This window comes from Veillonella dispar, assembly GCF_937975875.1.
Classification (GTDB): Bacteria; Bacillota; Negativicutes; order Veillonellales; family Veillonellaceae; genus Veillonella; species Veillonella dispar_B.
Genome location: NZ_CALJSP010000120.1, coordinates 1 through 20,538 on the forward strand (window position 1 = coordinate 1; position 20,538 = coordinate 20,538).

At 38.4% G+C, this 20,538-nt stretch carries 13 protein-coding genes and 1 pseudogene; 11 read left to right on the forward strand and 3 right to left on the reverse strand.

The genetic code is table 11. The annotated features are described in order from the left end of the window. The 8 genes and pseudogenes from Q7P05_RS05645 to Q7P05_RS05680 all read left to right on the forward strand — a co-directional run. A pseudogene (locus tag Q7P05_RS05645) lies at positions 1–249 on the forward strand (alcohol dehydrogenase); the annotation flags it as partial. A 207-nt stretch (positions 250–456) separates the two neighbouring features. Further along, complete coding sequence (locus Q7P05_RS05650) at positions 457–1,104, forward strand: hypothetical protein (RefSeq protein ID WP_303930986.1); 648 nt, start codon at positions 457–459, stop codon at positions 1,102–1,104. A 281-nt stretch (positions 1,105–1,385) separates the two neighbouring features. Next, the gene (locus Q7P05_RS05655; protein ID WP_303930988.1) at positions 1,386–2,000 is read left to right on the forward strand and encodes a hypothetical protein; all 615 of its coding nucleotides are present in this window, start codon (positions 1,386–1,388) and stop codon (positions 1,998–2,000) included. 147 nt (positions 2,001–2,147) lie between these two features. Further along, positions 2,148–3,059, forward strand: coding sequence for a hypothetical protein (locus tag Q7P05_RS05660; RefSeq protein ID WP_303930990.1), 912 nt, complete (start codon positions 2,148–2,150; stop codon positions 3,057–3,059). A gap of 108 nt (positions 3,060–3,167) precedes the next feature. Continuing rightward, positions 3,168–4,205: a nicotinate-nucleotide--dimethylbenzimidazole phosphoribosyltransferase gene (locus tag Q7P05_RS05665; protein WP_303930991.1), complete on the forward strand. Its 1,038-nt coding sequence runs from the start codon at positions 3,168–3,170 to the stop codon at positions 4,203–4,205. Positions 4,206–4,214: 9 nt separating this feature from the next. After that, positions 4,215–5,528 carry a DUF389 domain-containing protein gene (locus Q7P05_RS05670; RefSeq protein ID WP_303930993.1) on the forward strand — a complete coding sequence of 438 codons (1,314 nt, stop codon included), beginning with the start codon at positions 4,215–4,217 and terminating at the stop codon, positions 5,526–5,528. A gap of 369 nt (positions 5,529–5,897) precedes the next feature. Next, on the forward strand, positions 5,898–6,719 hold the full coding sequence (locus tag Q7P05_RS05675; RefSeq protein WP_156719207.1) for a MetQ/NlpA family ABC transporter substrate-binding protein: 822 nt from the start codon (positions 5,898–5,900) through the stop codon (positions 6,717–6,719). 476 nt (positions 6,720–7,195) lie between these two features. Further along, the gene (locus Q7P05_RS05680) at positions 7,196–11,449 is read left to right on the forward strand and encodes a 2-hydroxyacyl-CoA dehydratase (protein WP_303930995.1); all 4,254 of its coding nucleotides are present in this window, start codon (positions 7,196–7,198) and stop codon (positions 11,447–11,449) included. A 730-nt stretch (positions 11,450–12,179) separates the two neighbouring features. Here Q7P05_RS05680 and Q7P05_RS05685 read toward each other — a convergent pair. After that, positions 12,180–13,367, reverse strand: a complete 1,188-nt coding sequence (locus Q7P05_RS05685; RefSeq protein ID WP_303930997.1) for a multidrug effflux MFS transporter — start codon at positions 13,365–13,367, stop codon at positions 12,180–12,182. A gap of 234 nt (positions 13,368–13,601) precedes the next feature. Between Q7P05_RS05685 and Q7P05_RS05690 the strand changes: the two genes are divergently transcribed. Beyond that, positions 13,602–13,886 (forward strand): PepSY domain-containing protein, encoded by a 285-nt coding sequence (locus Q7P05_RS05690; protein ID WP_024065668.1) that lies wholly within the window; start codon positions 13,602–13,604, stop codon positions 13,884–13,886. A gap of 129 nt (positions 13,887–14,015) precedes the next feature. On the opposite strand, the gene Q7P05_RS05695 is transcribed toward Q7P05_RS05690, so the two are convergent. Beyond that, the gene (locus Q7P05_RS05695; protein ID WP_295794290.1) at positions 14,016–15,653 is read right to left on the reverse strand and encodes an L-lactate permease; all 1,638 of its coding nucleotides are present in this window, start codon (positions 15,651–15,653) and stop codon (positions 14,016–14,018) included. Positions 15,654–15,960: 307 nt separating this feature from the next. Then, the gene (locus Q7P05_RS05700; RefSeq protein ID WP_005379755.1) at positions 15,961–17,100 is read right to left on the reverse strand and encodes an Ldh family oxidoreductase; all 1,140 of its coding nucleotides are present in this window, start codon (positions 17,098–17,100) and stop codon (positions 15,961–15,963) included. Between the two features lie 580 nt (positions 17,101–17,680). Here Q7P05_RS05700 and Q7P05_RS05705 point away from each other — a divergent pair. Both Q7P05_RS05705 and brnQ read left to right on the forward strand, forming a co-directional pair. Next, the gene (locus Q7P05_RS05705; RefSeq protein ID WP_303931000.1) at positions 17,681–19,687 is read left to right on the forward strand and encodes a molybdopterin-dependent oxidoreductase; all 2,007 of its coding nucleotides are present in this window, start codon (positions 17,681–17,683) and stop codon (positions 19,685–19,687) included. Between the two features lie 129 nt (positions 19,688–19,816). After that, positions 19,817–20,538 (forward strand): branched-chain amino acid transport system II carrier protein (gene brnQ, locus Q7P05_RS05710; protein ID WP_303931002.1); only part of this gene is annotated, 722 nt, incomplete at its 3' end.

The following is a 20,538-nucleotide window of genomic DNA, read 5'->3' on the forward strand; positions in this document are numbered from 1 at the left end:
AACCCTGATAAATTTGACGCCTTGGCTCGTATATTCAACCATGGAGATGGCTCTGAACTAGGCGAAGCATTACGCTTGATTGTACATGACCTAGACCTTACTACAAACCTTACAGAATTAGGCTTTACGAAAAAAGACATTCCATGGCTTGTAGATAATGTATACGTTGTAGCTACAGGAAATATCGCTAATACAGTAGCTGAAATCAGTCGTAAAGATATAGAAGCGTTGTATAAAAAGATGTTTTAAGTGTTGTCATAATAGGAGAGAGTTTTGTTCCAAGGATTTTATGGCCTATTAACAGTTCTACTATGCGTGTTGTTTGTAATTGTAGTAGTGCTATTTAACATAGCGCCTATTACATATATTGTTTTTGGCATAGCCATAGTGTTGAGTGTGTTACTTCAATATAGGCGCTTTAAGAAACAGTCCATATCTGAAAAAAGGCACACTCAGTTGGCTTGGTGTTTGTATATTGCCTTTACCCTCAGCTTTTCTTGGTTAGTAAGCGATTGGTTTAGGTACGACTTAAAAACAAGCCTTGAGCAATTTGATTCCTTCGAGTATAGTACCATGGATTGGACTCAAGGGTGGCCTAATAGTGGAGAACTACCAGAGGGGTTAAAACGACCAGGAAAACTTCCCGACGGTATTTATAGAGCGTCTGCTTTTCGTAGTAGTTTAGCTTGGGCTAATGCATATCCAGAGAGATATACTGTACTTGAGGGGGACCCTAAAGTAATTGCACAATATGAGGCAATAGCAAAGCAAAATGCAGCCTATACAGCGCAAATTGATGCGGATGGTGTATTGCGTGATTTAGATACTGGGGAGAAAAAGCGTTTTATATCTCACCCTAATAGCTATAATATTGTAGAGAGTATAGAAGAAGAATCCCTCAATTTGCCAGAACGGACTTTTATTGAGTGGCTACGCTTTGCACCTCGAAAAGAAACAAAAACAGTAGTCAAGGATACATATAATTCTACTCGAAATCATAGATTATATGTGTTTGTAGACGATGGGAATACTAAAAGACCTCATTTTGTGGAACTTTTGATCAGTAATGATGGGACACGAGCTGTGTTTTATCAATCTAAGTAATTTGAGTAGGTATTGTTGTGGAGATCGTAAATGCAACGGTGTTTAATTTACTTAAAGAAATTGTTTTTTTCTAATCCTTATAGAAAGAGTATATGGTTTTTTATAATTCTTTGGGTATTAACATTTTTCTTCTCAGATTATATCTCGTATTCTGGGGTGTACTATCTGATTTTATTAATCGCCACGATTGTATTATTGCTTGAAAATGTAGAGTTATTGATAGTGAGAAAACTGTACGTAAAAGATTTTTATCATATTTTTATGTTATCTTTTTTCTGTGTATGCTTCCTACATTAGCTGTTACTTTAGTATTTTCTGCTGTAGGAATATCCCATTATGATACTCAACGGTGGCACTCTACATGGCCTTCATCTAAGGCGGGGTATATTCCGTCTCCATTACAAGCACCTAAGTTTTTACCTGAGAGTTTGAAAGTGATTTCTTCTGCTGAAGTAATTGGAATGGGAGGGAATCAAAGCTGTTTAGTATTAGATGGTGATAAAGCAACGATTTCAAGGTATGAGGAAACTGTTAAATCTAATGCTTGGTATTCGTTTATAAATGGCAGGGATAAAGATACTACAGTTGAAGTACTTAATTCGTTTACATATCCAAAAGATAAAAATGTATTGGTTAGTGACATAAAGAATTATTATGAGATTATCACTATTCAACGACAAAACTGGAAATTATTTTCCTGGTTAATTGATGGCAGCCAGAGTGTCGGTGATGATCCTAATGAAGATTTTTATTATAGCACTCGAGTATCAGCTGAGAAATATGTAGTATATGTTGTTTACCATAACTTTGATCATGACCAGCCAAGAGTGATTTACTTTATGTTTAATCCGGAACGAACGCGAATGATTACTGTAGATATAGATATGTATCATTAGAGTTGGGCAGAGTTTGTATATAAAATTTGGAACAAAGGGGCTGTTTTGTTACAGCCCCTTTGATGATTCTACAAGTATTAAAAGGTACAATACTAGTAGAGATTGAAGTTGATTGTAGTGGTTGTTATAAAGCTAAGGAGTTGTATTGTGAAAAGAATATATTCATACCTTGCTGCACTGTTAATGATAAGTCTTATGGCTTCACAAGTACATGCAAAAGAGCAGATTACTCAAAGTGATATTTCTGGTAGTGCTAAAGAGAAGTGCGTTAGTAGTGAACAAACTAATGATGAGATTGAAGCTGATTTACAAAGACATTTGGAAAGAATGAAGTCAGAGGACATAGCTAAGGGGTATTTACGTGAAGAAAAAACGTATGCTCAAGAATTAAGTTTAGTTCGGGGCAGATTATATCATTCAACGGATAAGTTGATTCATAATGAGAAAAAGACTACTCTTTTATCGTATCCTGTGGGAAGCAAGGTTCCTTGTAAGAAGAATTTAAATGATATAGATTCATATACAGATACAATTACTCGTAAAGGCATGACATTCCGCATTCCTAAAGGCGCAGAGTTGAAGATGTTCTATATGTTAGATAACAATATTTTTATAGAGTATGAGATAGGAGATATTTGGTATTCTATTCAGATAATTCCTTTAGATGTAGATCATCCTGATAGTACAGATATAGAAAATAAAGTGCTTGTAGATAAAGAGTATAATTTTTATCATTCTTTACAAACATATTGGCGCATTTGGGGACCGTACTATGAACCAAATGATACTACTTATTCAGCGGTATGGAATAATGGCTTACCTGGAATATTAGTAGATTCATACCATCCAGATAAAAAATCTAGGTTACAATTTGTTGCATACGATGGACGTTATGCTGTGTTTAATCAGCTTGAATATAAACCAAGCACTAGTCCTTTTACTCATGAGCAGTTAAGAAATACGATTGAATATTTTGATTCTAATAACAATCCAGAGTTTAGGGCTAAAAAGCATAGATTATTTCCTGATGAGAGGATAATTCGTATATATGAGTACTAGTACAAACCTCACATTACTAATTATATAATTTGTGTTATACTTTTATATAGAAAAATATCGAATTAATAGAAGGCTAGTTGGCATATTCTGTGCAAACTAGAGATTAGAATGAAAGATAAGTCAGTATTACCAATTGAGGAACAATTAAATAGATTTCTTCAACCAAAATGCCTGATCCCTGGTGGTCTAGGCTTGTGGGAGGAGTATTTCCGAAAGATTTGTACAGCTTGGGGCGAGATTAGTGGTGAAATTCGACCTCAGCATATCATATTTTCTGCCGATAATGGTTGTAATATGGAAGGCTATGTAGGTTATAACTATGAGGTAACGCAAAAGCAGTCGCGTAATATGCTCTTGGGTCGTTCGTCGGCTACACAGTTTTGTAACTTTAACAATATTCCTTATGAAGTTGTGGACGTAGGAATTGCCTCAGATGATGGTATCGGAGTGGATCGCAAGGTCGCAAAGGGGACAAAGAATATATTAAATCATCCGGCTATGACTGAGGATGAATTTAATAGTGCCTTTCAAGCTGGCTATGAACGAGTTGAACATTATGTAAAGCAAGGGATAAATCTTTTTTCCTTTGGTGAAATGGGACTTGGTAATACGACGACTTCTGCTTGTGTGTTGTCTGCCTTAACTGGAGCTGATCCCACTGAAACAGTAGGACCCGGTTCTTGGCCGAATAAACCAGATTTGATGAAACGAAAAATTGATTTTGTGCGCGCTGTATTAGATAAGCATAAGACTAGTATCGTTTCTGACAGTGAAGTTGAAAGAGTTCGTAAAATCGTAGCCCATGTAGGGGGCTTTGATATTGCTGCTATTCTTGGAGCTATGCTGGCTTGTGTAGATTTTGAAAAGCCCTTCGTCATTGATGGCTTTATTACAGCTGTATCAGCAGCTTGTGCGGTACATATGAATGATTGTGTTAAGGATTATGCATTGCCATCTCATAACTCTCGAGAAAAAGGCACAGAGCTAGCTTTAGCAGAGGTAGATATTACACAAGACATGGTTCCTCTTCAAGCCCATATGTCGATGGGGGAAGGGACAGGAGCTATCTTAATGGTTCAAATGTTGAAAACGACACAGCATATGTTTGTAAACGTAGGGACCTTTGCAGATTTGATGAAATTATAAGGAGGAAGAATGGAAATAAATAAATACTTTAATATACATTTTGAGCGCGCTGATGATGCAACTATCGCTAAAAGGTTGATAGGTGGTGCTAAGATTAAGGGACCTGCGTTGGTTATCTTGATCCTCTCCATCTTTATCGCCTCTATTGGGTTGAATATGAATAGTACAGCAGTTGTTATTGGTGCTATGCTTATATCGCCGTTGATGGGACCTATTTTAGCAACTGGCTTTGGTTTCGCTACGCTTAATTTTACAGTTGTGAAAAGTGGTATTTTAAGATTGTCCTTACAGATTACGATTGCTGTTTTGGCATCTGCTTTATATTTTTATATTTCCCCAGTTCAGACGGCTACATCTGAACTATTAGCGCGTACAGAACCGAATATTTTTGATGTGTTCATTGCTATATTTGGTGGGTTAGCTGGGATTATTGGGCAAACGCGCAAGACCTTAGATAATGTTATACCAGGTGTTGCGATTGCAACTGCACTTATGCCACCACTATGTACGGCAGGATATGGACTTGCTACTGGGAATTGGCAATATTTCTTTGGGGCTATCTATTTATTCTTTATAAATACATTCTTCATCTTCTTTGCATCTTTTATTGTTTTAAAGGGTGTATATAGTTTGCCATTCCATAAACAAGACAAAGAGCTTATTCGTCGTAATCAGCTAATATTTCTTGTGATTGGTCTTATTATGGCTATACCAAGTATTTATGCAGGCTATGATATGACCATCAAGTATTCTGAGTCAAGTCATATGGAGCAGTTTATTAAGAATGATATTAATCAAGAGGGACGTCGACAAGTGATTGATTATTCATTGGATCAAACGAATAAGCTAGTAAACATAGTAGTTATAGGAGCTCCTGTGACTTCAGAGGAGCGAGCCCAGTTGGATGACAAGTTACAGAAGGATGAATACTTGCAGCCTTATACATTACGTTTTGTTAATAGCGTAGATGAGCAAAAATCTACTATGGATAAGACGAACTTGAATAAATCTTCAGAGAATCTTGGAACATATAAAAACTTGAGTAATCTCTACAAGCCGACTTATCAATTAGTAAGTGAAACTATAAATACTATGAAAACGACAGAAGCTGAAGCAAAGGCGTTATTCCCGTTTGTAAGCAAAGTGGAAGGCATGCCTTTGATAGATAATCTAGAACAGCCTAAAGCGAGTCGATATATGGTGATTATCCATACTACATCCACTATATCTGATGCAGATTTGAAACGAATAAAAGCTTGGTTAGAGGCTAAATTATCAGCACCTGTAACTATTTCTGTGGAGCAAACAACGTCAACTCAATAAGTTGATTTTTTGATTTTGATTAGATTGTTTATTATATAGAGCGATATGTATAACGGTACTAAGTTTGATTGTACTTATTAGGTATATTACCTAGTAGTACGGGGAATCATCTTAGTACCGTTTTTATGTACTTGGCATAGCTAAATGTAATTACTCTTATCTTGCTATAGATTAAAGTTATATTATTACATATATAAAATCTATTATGCGAGTAGGAATTAAATTGCTATACTTACTACATCGAAATTATTAAATAATCAAATGTAGATACAAGATAAGAAAAATAGATTTATTATAATGTCTACGAATGTTGTATACGTATGAGTCCTCGTCCGAGATGTAGGTTTTCATCGTAGATAGGAGGATTACATGAAAAAATGGTTAGCATTAGCAGCGACGGCCGTACTAGGTGCGTCCTTATTGATTAGTGGTTGTGGCTCTTCCACAAATAATGCGAGCTCTAGTGGCTCTAAAGAGGTATTAAAGGTAGCAGCAAATCCTGTACCTCATGCTGAAATTTTAGAACAAGTTAAACCTATTTTGGCTAAGGAAGGTGTAGACTTACAAATCGTTGAATTTACAGACTACATCCAACCAAATATGGCTCTATCTAGCCATGAAGTAGATGCAAACTTCTTTGCAAACGTACCTTACCAAAATAACTACAATAAAGATCATGGTACAAACTTTGTAAGCTTTGCACCAGTTCACATCGAACCATTGGCTATCTACTCTCAAAAAATTAAAGACTTGAAAGACTTGCCAAATGGCGCAAAAGTAGCTATCCCGTCTGACCCAACAAACAGTGCTCGTGCACTTCTCTTGTTGCAAAGTGCTGGTCTAGTAACATTGAAAGATCCAACTGGTTTGACTAATACACCATTCGATGTGACTAGCAATCCTAAAAACATCCAAATTGTTGAGTTAGAAGCAGCTCAAATTCCTCGTTCCATCCAAGACTTAGATGCAGCAGTAATCAATGCTAACTATGCATTGCCTGCAGGTCTTAATCCTACAAAAGATGGCTTATTCGTAGAAAAAGCTGACTCTCCATATGCAAATCTTCTTTCTGTTAACCCTGGTGATGAAAATAAACCAGCTATCCAAAAATTAGCTAAAGCATTACAATCTCCAGAAGTTAAGAAGTTCATCGAAGAACACTACAAAGGGGCTATTATTCCAGCGTTCTAATCGATTGATCGTTAATAACATATGTATCTGAAATACCTTCTCATGACAAACTCTATAGATACGAAAAAGGCGTAATACCATTGGTGTTACGCCTTTTTTATATATGAAGTTAAAATCTAAAGATTCTAACTTGATAAATAATTTACTAATACTCATTATGTAGCAAAAAACACAATATTTTTCATCTTAGAATGATATAATAATTTTTACATCCTATCTCGATGTAGAGGTGTTATTCAAATTTAGTCATATTCCATATAACTCATTGGAATATAGAATAACATAGATTTTATCTACATTTGTTGTATAATATGTATAGGATATTTAAAAAATTAGATATTTTTGTGAAAGTCTATCCTCGTCTAATTTAATTAGATGCTTAGTATATTTTATGTGAGCTTCATAGTAAATGTACTACTTTCACAATATGAGTATGATCTTGTGTGGTCATACGGTTTTTGAAAAGAGAGGTATTTATGCAACACATGCTACGCATGGGTATTGACGTGGGCTCTACAACGGTTAAAGTTGTACTATTAGACGAACACGATAATTATTTGTATAAAAAGTACATACGCCATTATGCGAATATTTTGGATACAGTATATACCTTGCTCCAAGAGGCTCAAGTGGGTCATGAAAATGATCAAGTTCATGTATGTATTACCGGTTCTGGTGGTATGGCGATGGCTGAAAAGGTACGCATTCCATTCGTACAAGAGGTTATTGCTGAAACGCGTGCTGTAAAAGCATTATATCCAGAAACTGATGTTATCATCGAACTTGGTGGTGAAGATGCGAAGGTAACCTATTTAGGTCAAACGGCAGAACACCGTATGAATGGTTCTTGTGCAGGTGGTACAGGTGCTTTCATCGACCAAATGGCGACTTTATTGCAAACTGATGCATCTGGTCTTAACCAATTGGCCATGAATGCTGATACGATTTATCCAATTGCAGCACGCTGTGGCGTATTTGCTAAAACAGACGTACAAGCTTTGTTAAACCAAGGCGCATCTCATGAAAATATTGCAAAATCCGTATTCCAAGCGATTGTAAACCAAACAATTGCGGGCCTTGCATGCGGTCATAAAATTGAAGGTAATGTAGCATTCCTTGGCGGTCCATTGACATTCTTGTCTGAATTGCGCCAATGCTTCTGCGATACCTTAGAACTAGATGAAGCGCATCGCATTATCCCTGAGAATGGTGAATTGTTCATCGCTTTAGGGGCGGCTTTGATGAAAGAAGACTGTCGTGAGATTACAGTTGGCCAATTAACAAAAGAAATTGGTGCCCTCATCGGTATTCCTATGGAGGCTACAGATCGTGTAGAACCTCTATTTAAAAATGAACAAGAATTAGAAGAATTCCGCGCTCGTCATGCTAAGGCAGTAACGCCAAAGGCAAACATTGAAGATGCGCAAGGGCCTTGTTACCTTGGTATTGATGCGGGTTCTACTACACTTAAGGTAGTTCTCATCAATAGTAATAAGGAAATTATCTTCTCTCACTATGGTCCAAACCATGGTAAACCATTAGAAAAATCTCGTGAAATGATCGAGAAAATTTATGAACTGTTACCAAAAGGCGCTTATATTGCGCATTCTGGTGTAACTGGCTACGGCGAAGCGTTCCTTAAACGCGCCCTTGGTATCGATATTGGTGAAGTAGAAACAATGGCTCACTATCGTGCAGCTCGCTACTTCTGCCCTGATGTTTCCTTTATCTTGGACATCGGCGGTCAAGATATGAAATGCTGTAAGGTTCGTGATGGCTATATCGAAGATATCGTATTGAACGAAGCATGTTCCTCTGGTTGTGGTTCCTTCATCGATACATTCGCATCCGGTCTACGCATTCCAATCGACCAATTCGCGAAGGAAGGTTTGTTGGCATCCTTGCCAATCGACTTGGGGTCTCGTTGTACCGTATTTATGAACTCTAAGGTTAAGCAGGCTCAAAAAGAAGGTGCTACGGTACAAGATATCGCAGCAGGCCTTGCTTACTCTGTTATTAAAAATGCCCTTTACAAGGTTCTTAAGGTAAAAGATCCTAAAGAATTGGGCGATCATATCGTTGTACAAGGCGGTACATTCTACAATGAATCCGTATTGCGTGCCTTCGAGAAATTGATGGGCGTAGAAGTAATTCGTCCTGACGTATCTGGCTTGATGGGTGCGTATGGTATGGCCCTTCTTGCAGCTGAAACGGCAGAAGAGTTACAAAAGGAAAAAAGCACTTTGCTCGATAGTGATGGTCTTAACTCCTTACAAGTATCTACGACAATGCGTAATTGCGGACTTTGCTCCAATAACTGTATGCTTACCATCAATGCTTTCTCTGATGGTCGTACTTACGTAACGGGTAACCGTTGTGACCGCGGTGCAGGCGGTATGATTCAAGAGGAACGCAAAGCAGTTCCTAACTTAGTAGATGTTAAATTGCGTCGTTACTTCGACTATTACTTAAAGAAAAATATTCCAGAGTTCGAAGGTAAAATGCGCGTAGGTATTCCTCGTGTCCTCAATATGTATGAGGATTTTCCATTCTGGTTTACATTCTTTAATACACTTGGCTATGAAGTAATCCTTTCCGATTACACAACGAAGGACCAATACAACAAGGCTATCGATACTATCCCATCCGATACAGCTTGCTATCCAGCAAAAGCTGTTCATGGTCATATTCGCGATCTTGCGAATGCACAGGTAGACTTTGTTTGGTATCCTTGTATTCAACATGGCCCTAAGGAATTTAGCCGCGACAATAATTACCATTGTCCAATGGTTATTTCCTATCCAGAACTTATTAAAAACAACATGCAAGACGTGTTAGGGGATACTCCATTCCATGCACCATTCTTGCCATTGGCTGATAAAAAATCTCTTGTTCCTGCCCTTGTGAAAGCATTGGATTTCTTGAACCTCAAGAAGAAAGATATTGCTAATGCTGTAGAAAAAGCTTGGGAAGAACAAGAAAACTGTAAGGCTTCTTACCGTGAAACGACGAAGAAAACTGTATCTCGCCTCGTAGCAGAGCAAATTCCTACCATCGTATTAGCTGGTCGTCCATATCATTTGGACTCTGGTATTAACCACGGTATTCCAGAGCTTATTACATCTCTTGGTATGGCTGTTCTTACAGAAGATGGCGTTGCTCCACTAGGCAATGAAATTAAGCATCTACGTGTTGTAGACCAATGGTCCTACCATAGCCGTTTATATCGCGCTGCTGAATTCGTAAGTAGAACAGAAGGCTTCCAAATCGTTGAACTTAACTCCTTCGGTTGTGGCCTCGACTCTATCGTAGCGGATCAAGTAAAAGATATACTTTCAGCAAATCATAAAATTCATACCTTACTCAAAATTGATGAAGGTACAAACCTTGGTGCTGTAACGATTCGTTTGCGTTCCTTGCAATCTGTAATGGAACGTAGCTTGCGTCGTCATCATAACCCAGAAGCTCCAGAAGTGGTGGAAGAGCAATTACCAACGTACGATTATAATCGCGTTGTGTTTACAGAGGAAATGCGTAAGACTTATAAAATCTTGGTGCCACAAATGTCACCATTGCATTTTAGTCTCTTAGATCCAGTCCTCAAAAATGAAGGCTATGACTTTGAAATGTTGCCAGCTCCAACGCGTGACGATATTGAAGTGGGCTTAAAATACATCAATAATGATGCATGTTACCCAGCGATTATCGTTGTAGGTCAGCTCATGTCTGCTTTACTATCCGGTAAATATGATATCAATAAAACAGCTGTTATCATCTCTCAAACAGGTGGTGGTTGTCGTGCTACAAACTACATCGGTTACTTGCGTAAGGCTTTAATCGATGCTGGTATGAAGCAAGTACCAATCTTATCCCTCAATGCGAGCGATATGGAACGTCAACCAGGCTTCAAATTGACAAAAGGTTTCTTACATCGTATGATCCAAGCCGTTGTTTACGGTGATGCCCTCATGCAATGTGTATTGGCTACACGTCCATACGAAACTAACCCAGGCTCTACGGATGCATTATGTGATTACTGGATTAAAAAATTACAGCAAAACATTACATCTGCAAGCCTTCGTCAATACAATAAGTACATCAAAGAAATCATTCATGACTTTGATAACTTGCCTGTTAATAAAGATGTACAAAAACCTCGCGTTGGTGTCGTAGGGGAAATTTATGTTAAATTCCATCCGAGCGCTAACAACCATATTAATGAACTCATTGAAAAAGAAGGTGGCGAAGTCGTTACATCTGGCTTATTAGACTTCTTCTTGTACTGTGCAATGGATAGCACATACCGTGCTAAACACCTTGATGGTACATGGCTATCTGGCTTCTTTGGTACATTGGCTCGTGAAGCCCTTGAACTTTACCGCTTGCCATACGCTAAAGCCGTAGCGGCGTCCAAACACTTCGATCCTCTACAACGTATGACAGAAGTAGCAAAAGAAGCAGCTCAATTCATCGGACTTGGTAACCAATGTGGTGAAGGCTGGTTCCTCACAGGCGATATGATCGACCTCATCGAAAAAGGGGCAAAACAAATCGTATGCTTGCAACCATTCGGCTGCCTACCAAACCACGTAACAGGTAAAGGCATGGTAAAAACACTATCCGCTGCCTACCCAGACGTGCGCATTGCTGCCATCGACTACGATCCAGGCTCCAGTGCAGTAAACCAAGCAAACCGTTTGAAACTATTACTATCGACCATGTTTGAATAAAGGAGTGCTCCGTTATATTTTCAATGGGGCCATGTTAGATGTATTGCTAATTTTAGCCCCAATAATAGTTGTGTAACTCGATGGAGCTATTGTAAATAAGCGATAAGGTGCTTTCATTTTATAATGGGGCCCGATTACAACTGCATATTATTAGTATAGAAAAAATACAGCCCTCTCTTGGCTCAGTACGTCACTACGTTCCGTAAAATCGCTGCAGAGAGGGCTGTATTCTTTTCTATATACATTCGCTATGAAGATGTCCCATTATAAAATGTAAGTAATCCAATTTATTATATCCCTAATAGCTCCATCGAGTTTTTCACTTCATTATTTACAAAAAATTAGCAATACACCTAACGGAAATGGGTAGGAGATGTGGCTATGGCACATCTCTTTTTCCTACAATCAGTTGGACAGGTGATTTCCTTTATTGTGCCTTATATTTTCAGAAGGGAAATAATAGTGCCAAGTCGATATTTTAATGTGTAATATATATAGTTTATTGCTTTGGTTGATGCTCTTAAGTCGTAATGGGACGCCTTCATAGAAAATGTTAATAAAAATAGCACCACCTTTTTCGCAGCGATTTTACGGAACGTAGTGACGTACTGAGCAAGAAAAAGGTGGTGCTGTTTTTATACTTAAATTTATTCAATTGTAATGGGGCCCCATTACGACTGAGAAATACAAGGGCTATAACATTGTATTAACTACTGCAATACGGCTGGCACTATTCTTTCTCAACTAAACCATATAGGCACAATAAGGAAAGCACTGCACATACTAGCATTGTAATCCCCATGGGTACCCCCGTATGATCTCCACCAATACCAACGAGTGGAGATACGATGCCTGCAGCGAACATGCTTGCAAAGCCGAGTATGGCAGAGGCACTGCCTGCCATTTTCCCGTAGTTGGTCATCGCCATAGAGAATGAGGCGGAGCCGAATAGGGATACGGTACATACGGTAAAGAATAGGATGGTTGTTACAGGGATGAGTGACCATTCGAAAATCATAGCAATTAAGAATAGTAAGGAACCGATTGTAAGTTGCCATAGGCTGAATGTTAGTAATTGTTTAGATGTTATAACATTACTAAGGCGTCCACTGATGGCACTGGCTAAGATAATACCACAGCTGTTAATGCCGAACAGATAGCTAAATTCTTGAGCGGAAAGATTAAAAATATTTTGGTATACAAATGAAGAACCTGATATATATGCAAAAAATCCGCCAAAAGCAAATAATTGGATTAATGTTTGACCTAAGAATGGTTTATCTTTGATGAGGGTAAGATAATTTTTAACTGCTACACCTACGCCACCTGTAACACGTTTTTCTTTTGGTAAGCTTTCACGGAATAGAAGTGAGCCTACTAATAGAATAGCAGAGAATACTGCTAGAATTACAAAGATTACACGCCATGTAGTGAATAAGAGCAATTGGCCACCTATGAGAGGGGCAAGTACTGGAGCTAAGCCGTTAACCATCATAAGTAAGGCGAAGAGTTTCGTCAATTCTTGACCAGAAGCAAAGTCTCGAGCGATAGCCTTGGCAATTACAACACCTACAGATCCAGTTAAACCTTGTAGGAATCTACCTAGTAAAAGTATTTCGATGTTAGGTGCAAAGGCACAAATGATGCTAGAGATGACACATAGTAAATTGCCTACGATGAGTGGTAATTTACGACCCATTGTATCGCTAATAGGGCCACCAAATAATTGGCCTAATGCAACACCAAAGGTCATAACACCAATGGTCATTTGAATATTAGATGCGGTTGTATTTAATTCGCCAGGCATAATCGGCAATGCTGGTAAATAAAGATCTGTTGCGAGCGGTGTTATGGCTGTTAACATGCCAAGGAATACTACCAAGATAAAGGAAACCTTAGCAGAATTTTCTTGATTCATATAATCCTCCTATCTTAAAATGGGAAAAATAAAAGCCTGCGAATCGCACTTCGCAGACTGCATTTAATTTTTTCTATTTGATACGATGTATTGTAACATGATTAGTAGATAATTTCTATAGATTTTTCTTAATAAGAATTATGATTTGCTATCTTTTCTCTCATCGATTACAATAAGTTATATTATTTATATCTAAAAGTATCAATTTGGTTTATGTGTGTAGGAGAGAATTATATGAAAAAAATGGTAAAATCCTTGATTTTGACTGTAGTAGCTGTCCTGAGTACTACGGTAGTGTCCTCAGTGGAAGCTATTAGTTCTGATGAGGCCGTGCAAAGTGCATTGGCACGTGTACCGGGTGCAACGGTTACTAATATAACTGAGTTCAATCGCGATTATGATCATGGTCGTTTAGAGTATGAAGGTGAAATTCATTACAATGGTTATGAATACGACTTTGAAATTGATGCAGATACTGGCACATTTACAAAATGGGAAGTGGAGCAAGAGGTCTACTAATAGACTGAGAGCTTATAATGTGTAACAATGTGGATTAACTCCTTAAGGTTGTACTACTTGGAATATCCTAATATATAACAATAAAAAAGAACAGCTCATTAAGAGCTGTTCTTTTTATGTTACCAAATCTTAGAAGAAGAAGTGGTGAATTTCATGGATGAAATGTTGACCGAAGAAGGAGATACAACCATGCATAATGATGAAGATCAAGAAGTATTTGAACGCGCTGTTCATGATAACGCTTGCTTCGATTTCATGTTCTAAGTTGTGAGCTTCTTCAGAACCAATTTCTTTGTGGTTTTCTAGGTATGCTTTCAAAGCAGGACCTACGGCACCAATAGAAATCGCGATGGATTGTGGGGACAACATTTTGCCGATACCAGCTGCACCGGAGTTAACTGCTGCCAACCAGAAGCCAAGGTCTTCGAAGTTTGTAGGATCTAAACCTTGAGCTGCAGCGATTTGAAGTGGGCCAAACAATACGTTGGAGTTTGTACCGGAACCAGTCAAGAAGGCACCCAACGCACCTACGATAGGAGCGAATAGAGGATACAAGGAACCTGTACCAGCAACCATTGCTTTCGCAATATCTGCAGTCATACCAGAGTAAGTCATCAATTTAGCTGTCATAACAACTGTGATGATTGTAAGGTATGTGAATTTCAAGTTTTTAACTGTGGAACCCAATGTACCGAAGATTTCGCCAGCTTTTGCTTTTTGGATGAAACCACCAACAATACCAGCGATGAAGATCATGATACCAGGAGTTGCAATCCATACGAATGTGTAAGGTTTTGCACCAGGACCTTGGTAAATAGGTACGGATGTTTTAATGGACGCAAGAGGACCATTAATTGCAGGGAACAATTTGGAAGTTAATAACAATAATACGAAGATCAAGATGAATGGCATTGCAGCTACAAGGCCTTCGCCACTGGAAACTTTAGGAACTTCGCCAGTTTGTTTAACTGCGTATTCAGGATCATTAGGAGGCATAATTTTTGCACAGATAATGATAACTGCCATGATAACGATAGATGCAGAGATTACGGATAATTCTGGACCCATTACAGCGTTGATTACAGTTTCAGGAACAGCTAATGCTAAACCGGAAAGTAATGTAACAAGGAATACGCCTTTTAACGCTTTAACACCGCCACCAATAATCATAACAACGAAGAATGGTGCGATAAGGTTAAGTAAGAATAATTGTACGGAAATGAATGTACCTAAATGGCTTGGATCAAGGCTTGTTAAGGATGCCAATGTAGTTGTTGGAATACCGATGGAGCCGAATGTTGTAGGTACGGAGTTAGCAACGAGACATGCGATGATAGATTTTAGTGGATCAAAACCTACTGCAACCATCATAGCAGCTGGAATTGCAACGGCAGTACCAAAGCCAGCCATACCTTCCATGAAGGCACCAAAGCCCCATGCAAGTAACAATGCAAGTACACGAGTATCAGATGTTACAGAAGAAAGCATTGTTTTAATAGTTTCCATTGCTTTCGTATGTACTACCAAGTTATAAACGAAGATAGCAGCTGTAATAACTAATAGGATTGGCCAGATTGCCAAAGCGGCACCTTCAAGGGCACCAGTGACCATAATGAATGGGTCAGATTGGAATGCTGTAATAGCGATGATGAAAGAACCGATTGCAGCAACACTTGTTGCTTGCCATGCAGGTAATTTCAAGATGGATAACGCTACGATCAACCAAATGATTGGAGATAGCGCTAATAGAACGGTGATAGCACTCATTTCTAAAATCATCCTTTCAAGAAAAATAAAAATATATGCTTAACAGGACGATGTAGCTTAATCAATTTAATTGATGAGTAAATCGCTATTGTATTAAGTTGTAAAAGTTCAGTTAAAATAAAAGCTTACAATAAAATAACAGATAAACTTATCATAAAAATTAATATATCTCTTAAAATTTTTTAACCTCATGGTTTTTGAGGTTAATGAGATTAAAAAAATATAAGAGAGGGGACATAAACAGTGTTTATGTCCCCTTCTTTACTGACTACATGTCCACGTTAGGGCCTTTGTAAGGTCTTAGGTATTAGTAGTTACCTTTGAACATTGTAGCAGGAGCTTCTGGTACATAATCGCCGAAGTAGGATTTGAAGTCTAAACCTAATTCATTGCAAAGGTCTTGAACTTCAAGCATTGTACCGTTAAGTACAGGGATGCCTTCAGCTTTAACTTTAGCAACAGATTCATGTTCTTTTTCGCCATGAGTGTAGATACGGTCTTGACCTTGAGCTTTAGGAGCTTCACGTAATTCTTGTAAGAATTGGGAGAAGTGTTTTTTGATTTCAGCTGGGTCACCGAAGAATTCAGGGTTGATAGCCATGAAGCCGTGGCAGATGTTGGATTTACCGCCAACCATACATTTGTTGGAAGTACCGCCTTGAGACAAGATGGAGGAGAATAATTCAGCAATCATGCCGTTACCATAACCTTTGTGGCCGCCAAGAACTTCTGTAGCACCACCTAAAGGAAGGATACCGCCGCCTTCATGACGGGAGATGTTGCCCAATACTTCAGCTGCATCAGTGGAAGGAACGCCGTCTTTGTTAACAGCCCAACCATCTGGAGTAGCTTTGCCCATTTTGTTGTACATTTCAAGTTTACCACGAGTTACTACTGTAGTGGAGCAATCGAAGAAGAAGTCAACAGGATCAGCAGGTACAGTCCAAGCGATAGGGTTGGAACCAAGCATAGCTTTACGAGCATATACAGGAACCATGATTGCTTCGGAGTTTGTACAAGAGAAACCGATTAAGCCTTGGTCGGAAGCCATTTTAGCATAGTAACCAGCGATACCATAGTGGTTGGAGTTACGTACGGATACGATACCAACACCGGATTTTTTAGCTTTTTCGATAGCCATTTCCATAGCTTTGTGGCCCAACAATTGGCCCATGCCGTCATGACCGTCGATAACTGCGGAAATTGGAGTTTCTTTTACGATTTCAGGTTTTGCGTCGATTTTGATCAAGCCATTAGTGATACCTTTGTGGTAACGAACCATACGTTGCATACCATGGCTTTGAATACCGAACAAGTCGGAAGTCAAAAGTACGTCTTGGATGATGTCAGCTTCTTTTTCGGAGAAACCGAATTTTTGGAAAGCGTCCATGCTTAATTTTTTCAATGTTTCATAAGGGAATAACACAGTGTTTTTTGCGTCTGCCATCGTTAAAACCTCTTTTCAGAAAATATGTACCTGATATAGTAACTCCAAATTTAGATATCATGAAATTAAGATGATTTCTTATGAGCTCTATATCCTCTCAAATGACAATGTCAGTATAGCACAGAAAGATGTGAGATTGAATAGTCTTACAGTCTGAAACACATTACTAAATACGCATACGTACCGGTGATGTTTGTCACATATTCCTAGGGCAGTTACTGAAACAACTGATTATACCTAAAACTATATGGTTATGACTTTTAGTTATGATTGCATATTTTTTTTATAGATTTGCAGTATTTTTATAGAGCTTATTAGTATATCTGTTTAGGCTTTGAGTAAGAATGAGAATGGATAAATATCGATAAAACTTGAAATGTTCAGTATTATATATAAAAAATATTGATGAGTATATTAACGTATTGTGATAACTGAATGCATTGTTATGCAATATATGCAGTATTCTTAATCTTTACAAAGTTAGAAAATGTATTAAAGGTTACACTTATACAAAGGATGCTGTAATATAATATAAATATACATCCTATAGTTTATATAATTTATAAGCGAGGTGCTTATTTTGAAAGAATACAAATCAGTATGTCCATATGACTGTCCAGATGCATGTGGGCTCATCGTATCTGTAGAGAACAATAGAGTAGTATCTGTTCGTGGTAACAAAGATCATGCTTTTACCAGAGGCACATTATGCCCTAAGATGGCGCATTATGAACGAGTGGTTCATTCTCCGTTGCGTTTACAGTACCCAATGAAACGAATTGGTAAAAAGGGGGGGGGAGAAGATCAATATGTGCGTATCAGCTGGGATGAAGCATTAGATACTATCGTTAATAATTTTAAAGACACCATTAGTACTTATGGTAGTGAAAGTATCTTACGTTACTCCTATGCAGGCACTATGGGTGTTATTCAAAGTCCAGCAGCAGATTACTTTTTCCGCCGTATTGGGGCGACAGATCAAGACCGTGGTATTTGCTCTCCCGCTAAGCAGGCCGGTTTCCGCGCTGTTTATGGAGATACATTAGCTATTAAACCGCAAGAGGCACAACATAGTGATTTAATTGTTTTGTGGGGCATTAATGCGACTGCTACCGATGTTCATATCTTACATGATGTAAACGTGGCCAAAAAGAATGGTGCTCGTGTTTGGATTATAGATACCCATAAAACCTATACCTTTAATCAAGCTCATGAACATATTTACGTAAAATCTGGCAGTGATGGTGCTTTAGCATTAGGCATGCTTCATATTATCCATCGAGATGGATTAGCAGATATAGATTTTATTAAGAAACATGTTCAAGGTTATGATGAGCTTGTAAATGATGTGTTGCTTGATTTTACACCTGAAAAAGCATCTGAGCTTTGTGGCGTTTCCGTAGAGCGTATGACCGAGTTTGCTCATGCATACGCTAACGCTAAGGCTCCATTTATACGTCTTGGCAGTGGATTGTCACGCTATGGAAATGGTGCCATGAGTTGTCGTGCCATTAATGCATTACCTGCTGTAGTTGGCGCTTGGCAACACCTAGGAGGTGGTTTGCTATCGAGTGCCAGCGGCAGTAAGTTTGTTGGCAAAGAAGTGATGCAGCAGGCTCATGTTGCTGCACCAGCTAAGCGTTTGATGCCTATGATTAAACTTGGTAAAATGCTTACAAATCCATCAGGTACAGCAGTTCATAGCCTTTATGTGTTCTCTAGTAACCCTGCTATAACAGCGCCTGATCAAAATGTAGTACGAAACGGTTTGATGAGAGATGATTTGTTTACAGTTGTTCATGAACGATTCTTTACCGACACATGTAAATATGCGGATATTATTTTACCGGCCACTACATCTGTAGAACATGATGATATATATAACTCTTATGGGCACTATACCATCGGAACTGGCTATAAATTAATCGATCCTGTTGGTGAATCTAGATCCAATTGGCAAGTGATTTCTGAGTTAGCTAAACGAATGGGGCTTCAAGATGAATTCTTTAACCTTAGTGAACGGGAGCTAATAGAACAAATTGTTCGTACATCTAGTCGTATATCTGAGGTCGATCAAGATGTAATCTTACAAGGTGAACCTGTAGAGATGACATTGCCTGAAAATTACAAATTAGATTTTAAAACGCCATCTGGAAAGATTGAATTATATAATCCGCATGATGTGGAACCATTAATTCGTTATTTGCCACCATATGGAGATAATGCACCGTTCTGGCTTGTTATCGGCAATGATATTCGCATTTTAGATTCTAGCTTCTGTGAGTTAGAATTTGATGATCCTGAATTGATGAAACTACGCATAAATCCTAAAGATGCAAAGGTATATAACATTAATGATGGCGACGAAGTGGAAATCTATAATCAACGTGGTAGCGTAAAAATTAGAGCTTACTATGATGAAGAGGTACAACGAGGTACATTAGTAACACTTGGCGTGTGGTGGCAATCACAATCTAGTGATCCTAATGTAGGTATTAATGTACTTACAGCAGATAGACCTACGGATCAAGGTTGGGGTAGCACATTCTATGATGTGCAAGTTCACATTAAAAAGGCGGATGTTTAATTTCCTTTACTTATAGGAATAATATTATGCTGATATATCATAACAAGGATATTTTTATTGCATACATATCCTCATTAGGATTATAATAGTAATATTATTTTTATATATAACCTGAAGGGGGTTACGTTTATGAATGGTAATGATAAATTATCTGCCCGTGCCTATTGGGCTATAGGCATGATGTTATTCGCCCTATTCTTTGGGGCAGGGAACTTGATCTTCCCAGCGGCCTTAGGTCAACATTCTGGTGATAACGTAGGTTGGGCTTTGCTCGGCTTCGTATTAACAGGTGTAGGCCTTCCACTATTAGGTGTTGCAGCGATGGGGTACTCCTCCTGTAAAGATGTTGAAGAACTTGCGAGCCGTGTTCATCCGATTTATGGCTTGTTGTACACAATTTCTCTTTACTTGAGTATCGGTCCAATGTTTGCGACGCCACGTACTGGTACTGTAGCTTATGAAATTGCAATTAAACCTTTCACAGAAGGTTTAAGCATGAATATGGAACCAATTTTCTTGGCATTATTCTTTGGTGTTTCTTTGTGGTTATCCATTAGTCCACAAAAGCTTGTTAATCGTATCGGTAATATTTTGACACCAGCATTACTACTTGTAATTCTGTTGTTAATTATTAAATCCTTTATGACTCCGCTAGGCGGCTATGCAGTGCCACAACCAGCTTATGGTGATGCACCTACAGCTGTGTTGCAAGGTTTCTTGGACGGCTATAATACGATGGATGCGTTGGCTTCCGTAGTATTTGCTATTCTTGTAATCGACTTTGTACGTCTTAGCGGCGCTACATCTCGTGCGGTTATTACAAAAACAGTAATGGAAGTAGGCGCTATTGC

Coding starts and splice junctions, on each gene's coding strand:
- Q7P05_RS05655 (WP_303930988.1), top strand. CDS start 1,386: ATGCTTCCTACATTAGCTGTTACTTTAGTATTTTCTGCTGTAGGAATA.
- Q7P05_RS05665 (WP_303930991.1), top strand. CDS start 3,168: ATGAAAGATAAGTCAGTATTACCAATTGAGGAACAATTAAATAGATTT.
- Q7P05_RS05670 (WP_303930993.1), top strand. CDS start 4,215: ATGGAAATAAATAAATACTTTAATATACATTTTGAGCGCGCTGATGAT.
- Q7P05_RS05675 (WP_156719207.1), top strand. CDS start 5,898: ATGAAAAAATGGTTAGCATTAGCAGCGACGGCCGTACTAGGTGCGTCC.
- Q7P05_RS05680 (WP_303930995.1), top strand. CDS start 7,196: ATGCAACACATGCTACGCATGGGTATTGACGTGGGCTCTACAACGGTT.
- Q7P05_RS05685 (WP_303930997.1), bottom strand. CDS start 13,367: ATGAATCAAGAAAATTCTGCTAAGGTTTCCTTTATCTTGGTAGTATTC.
- Q7P05_RS05690 (WP_024065668.1), top strand. CDS start 13,602: ATGAAAAAAATGGTAAAATCCTTGATTTTGACTGTAGTAGCTGTCCTG.
- Q7P05_RS05695 (WP_295794290.1), bottom strand. CDS start 15,653: ATGAGTGCTATCACCGTTCTATTAGCGCTATCTCCAATCATTTGGTTG.
- Q7P05_RS05700 (WP_005379755.1), bottom strand. CDS start 17,100: ATGGCAGACGCAAAAAACACTGTGTTATTCCCTTATGAAACATTGAAA.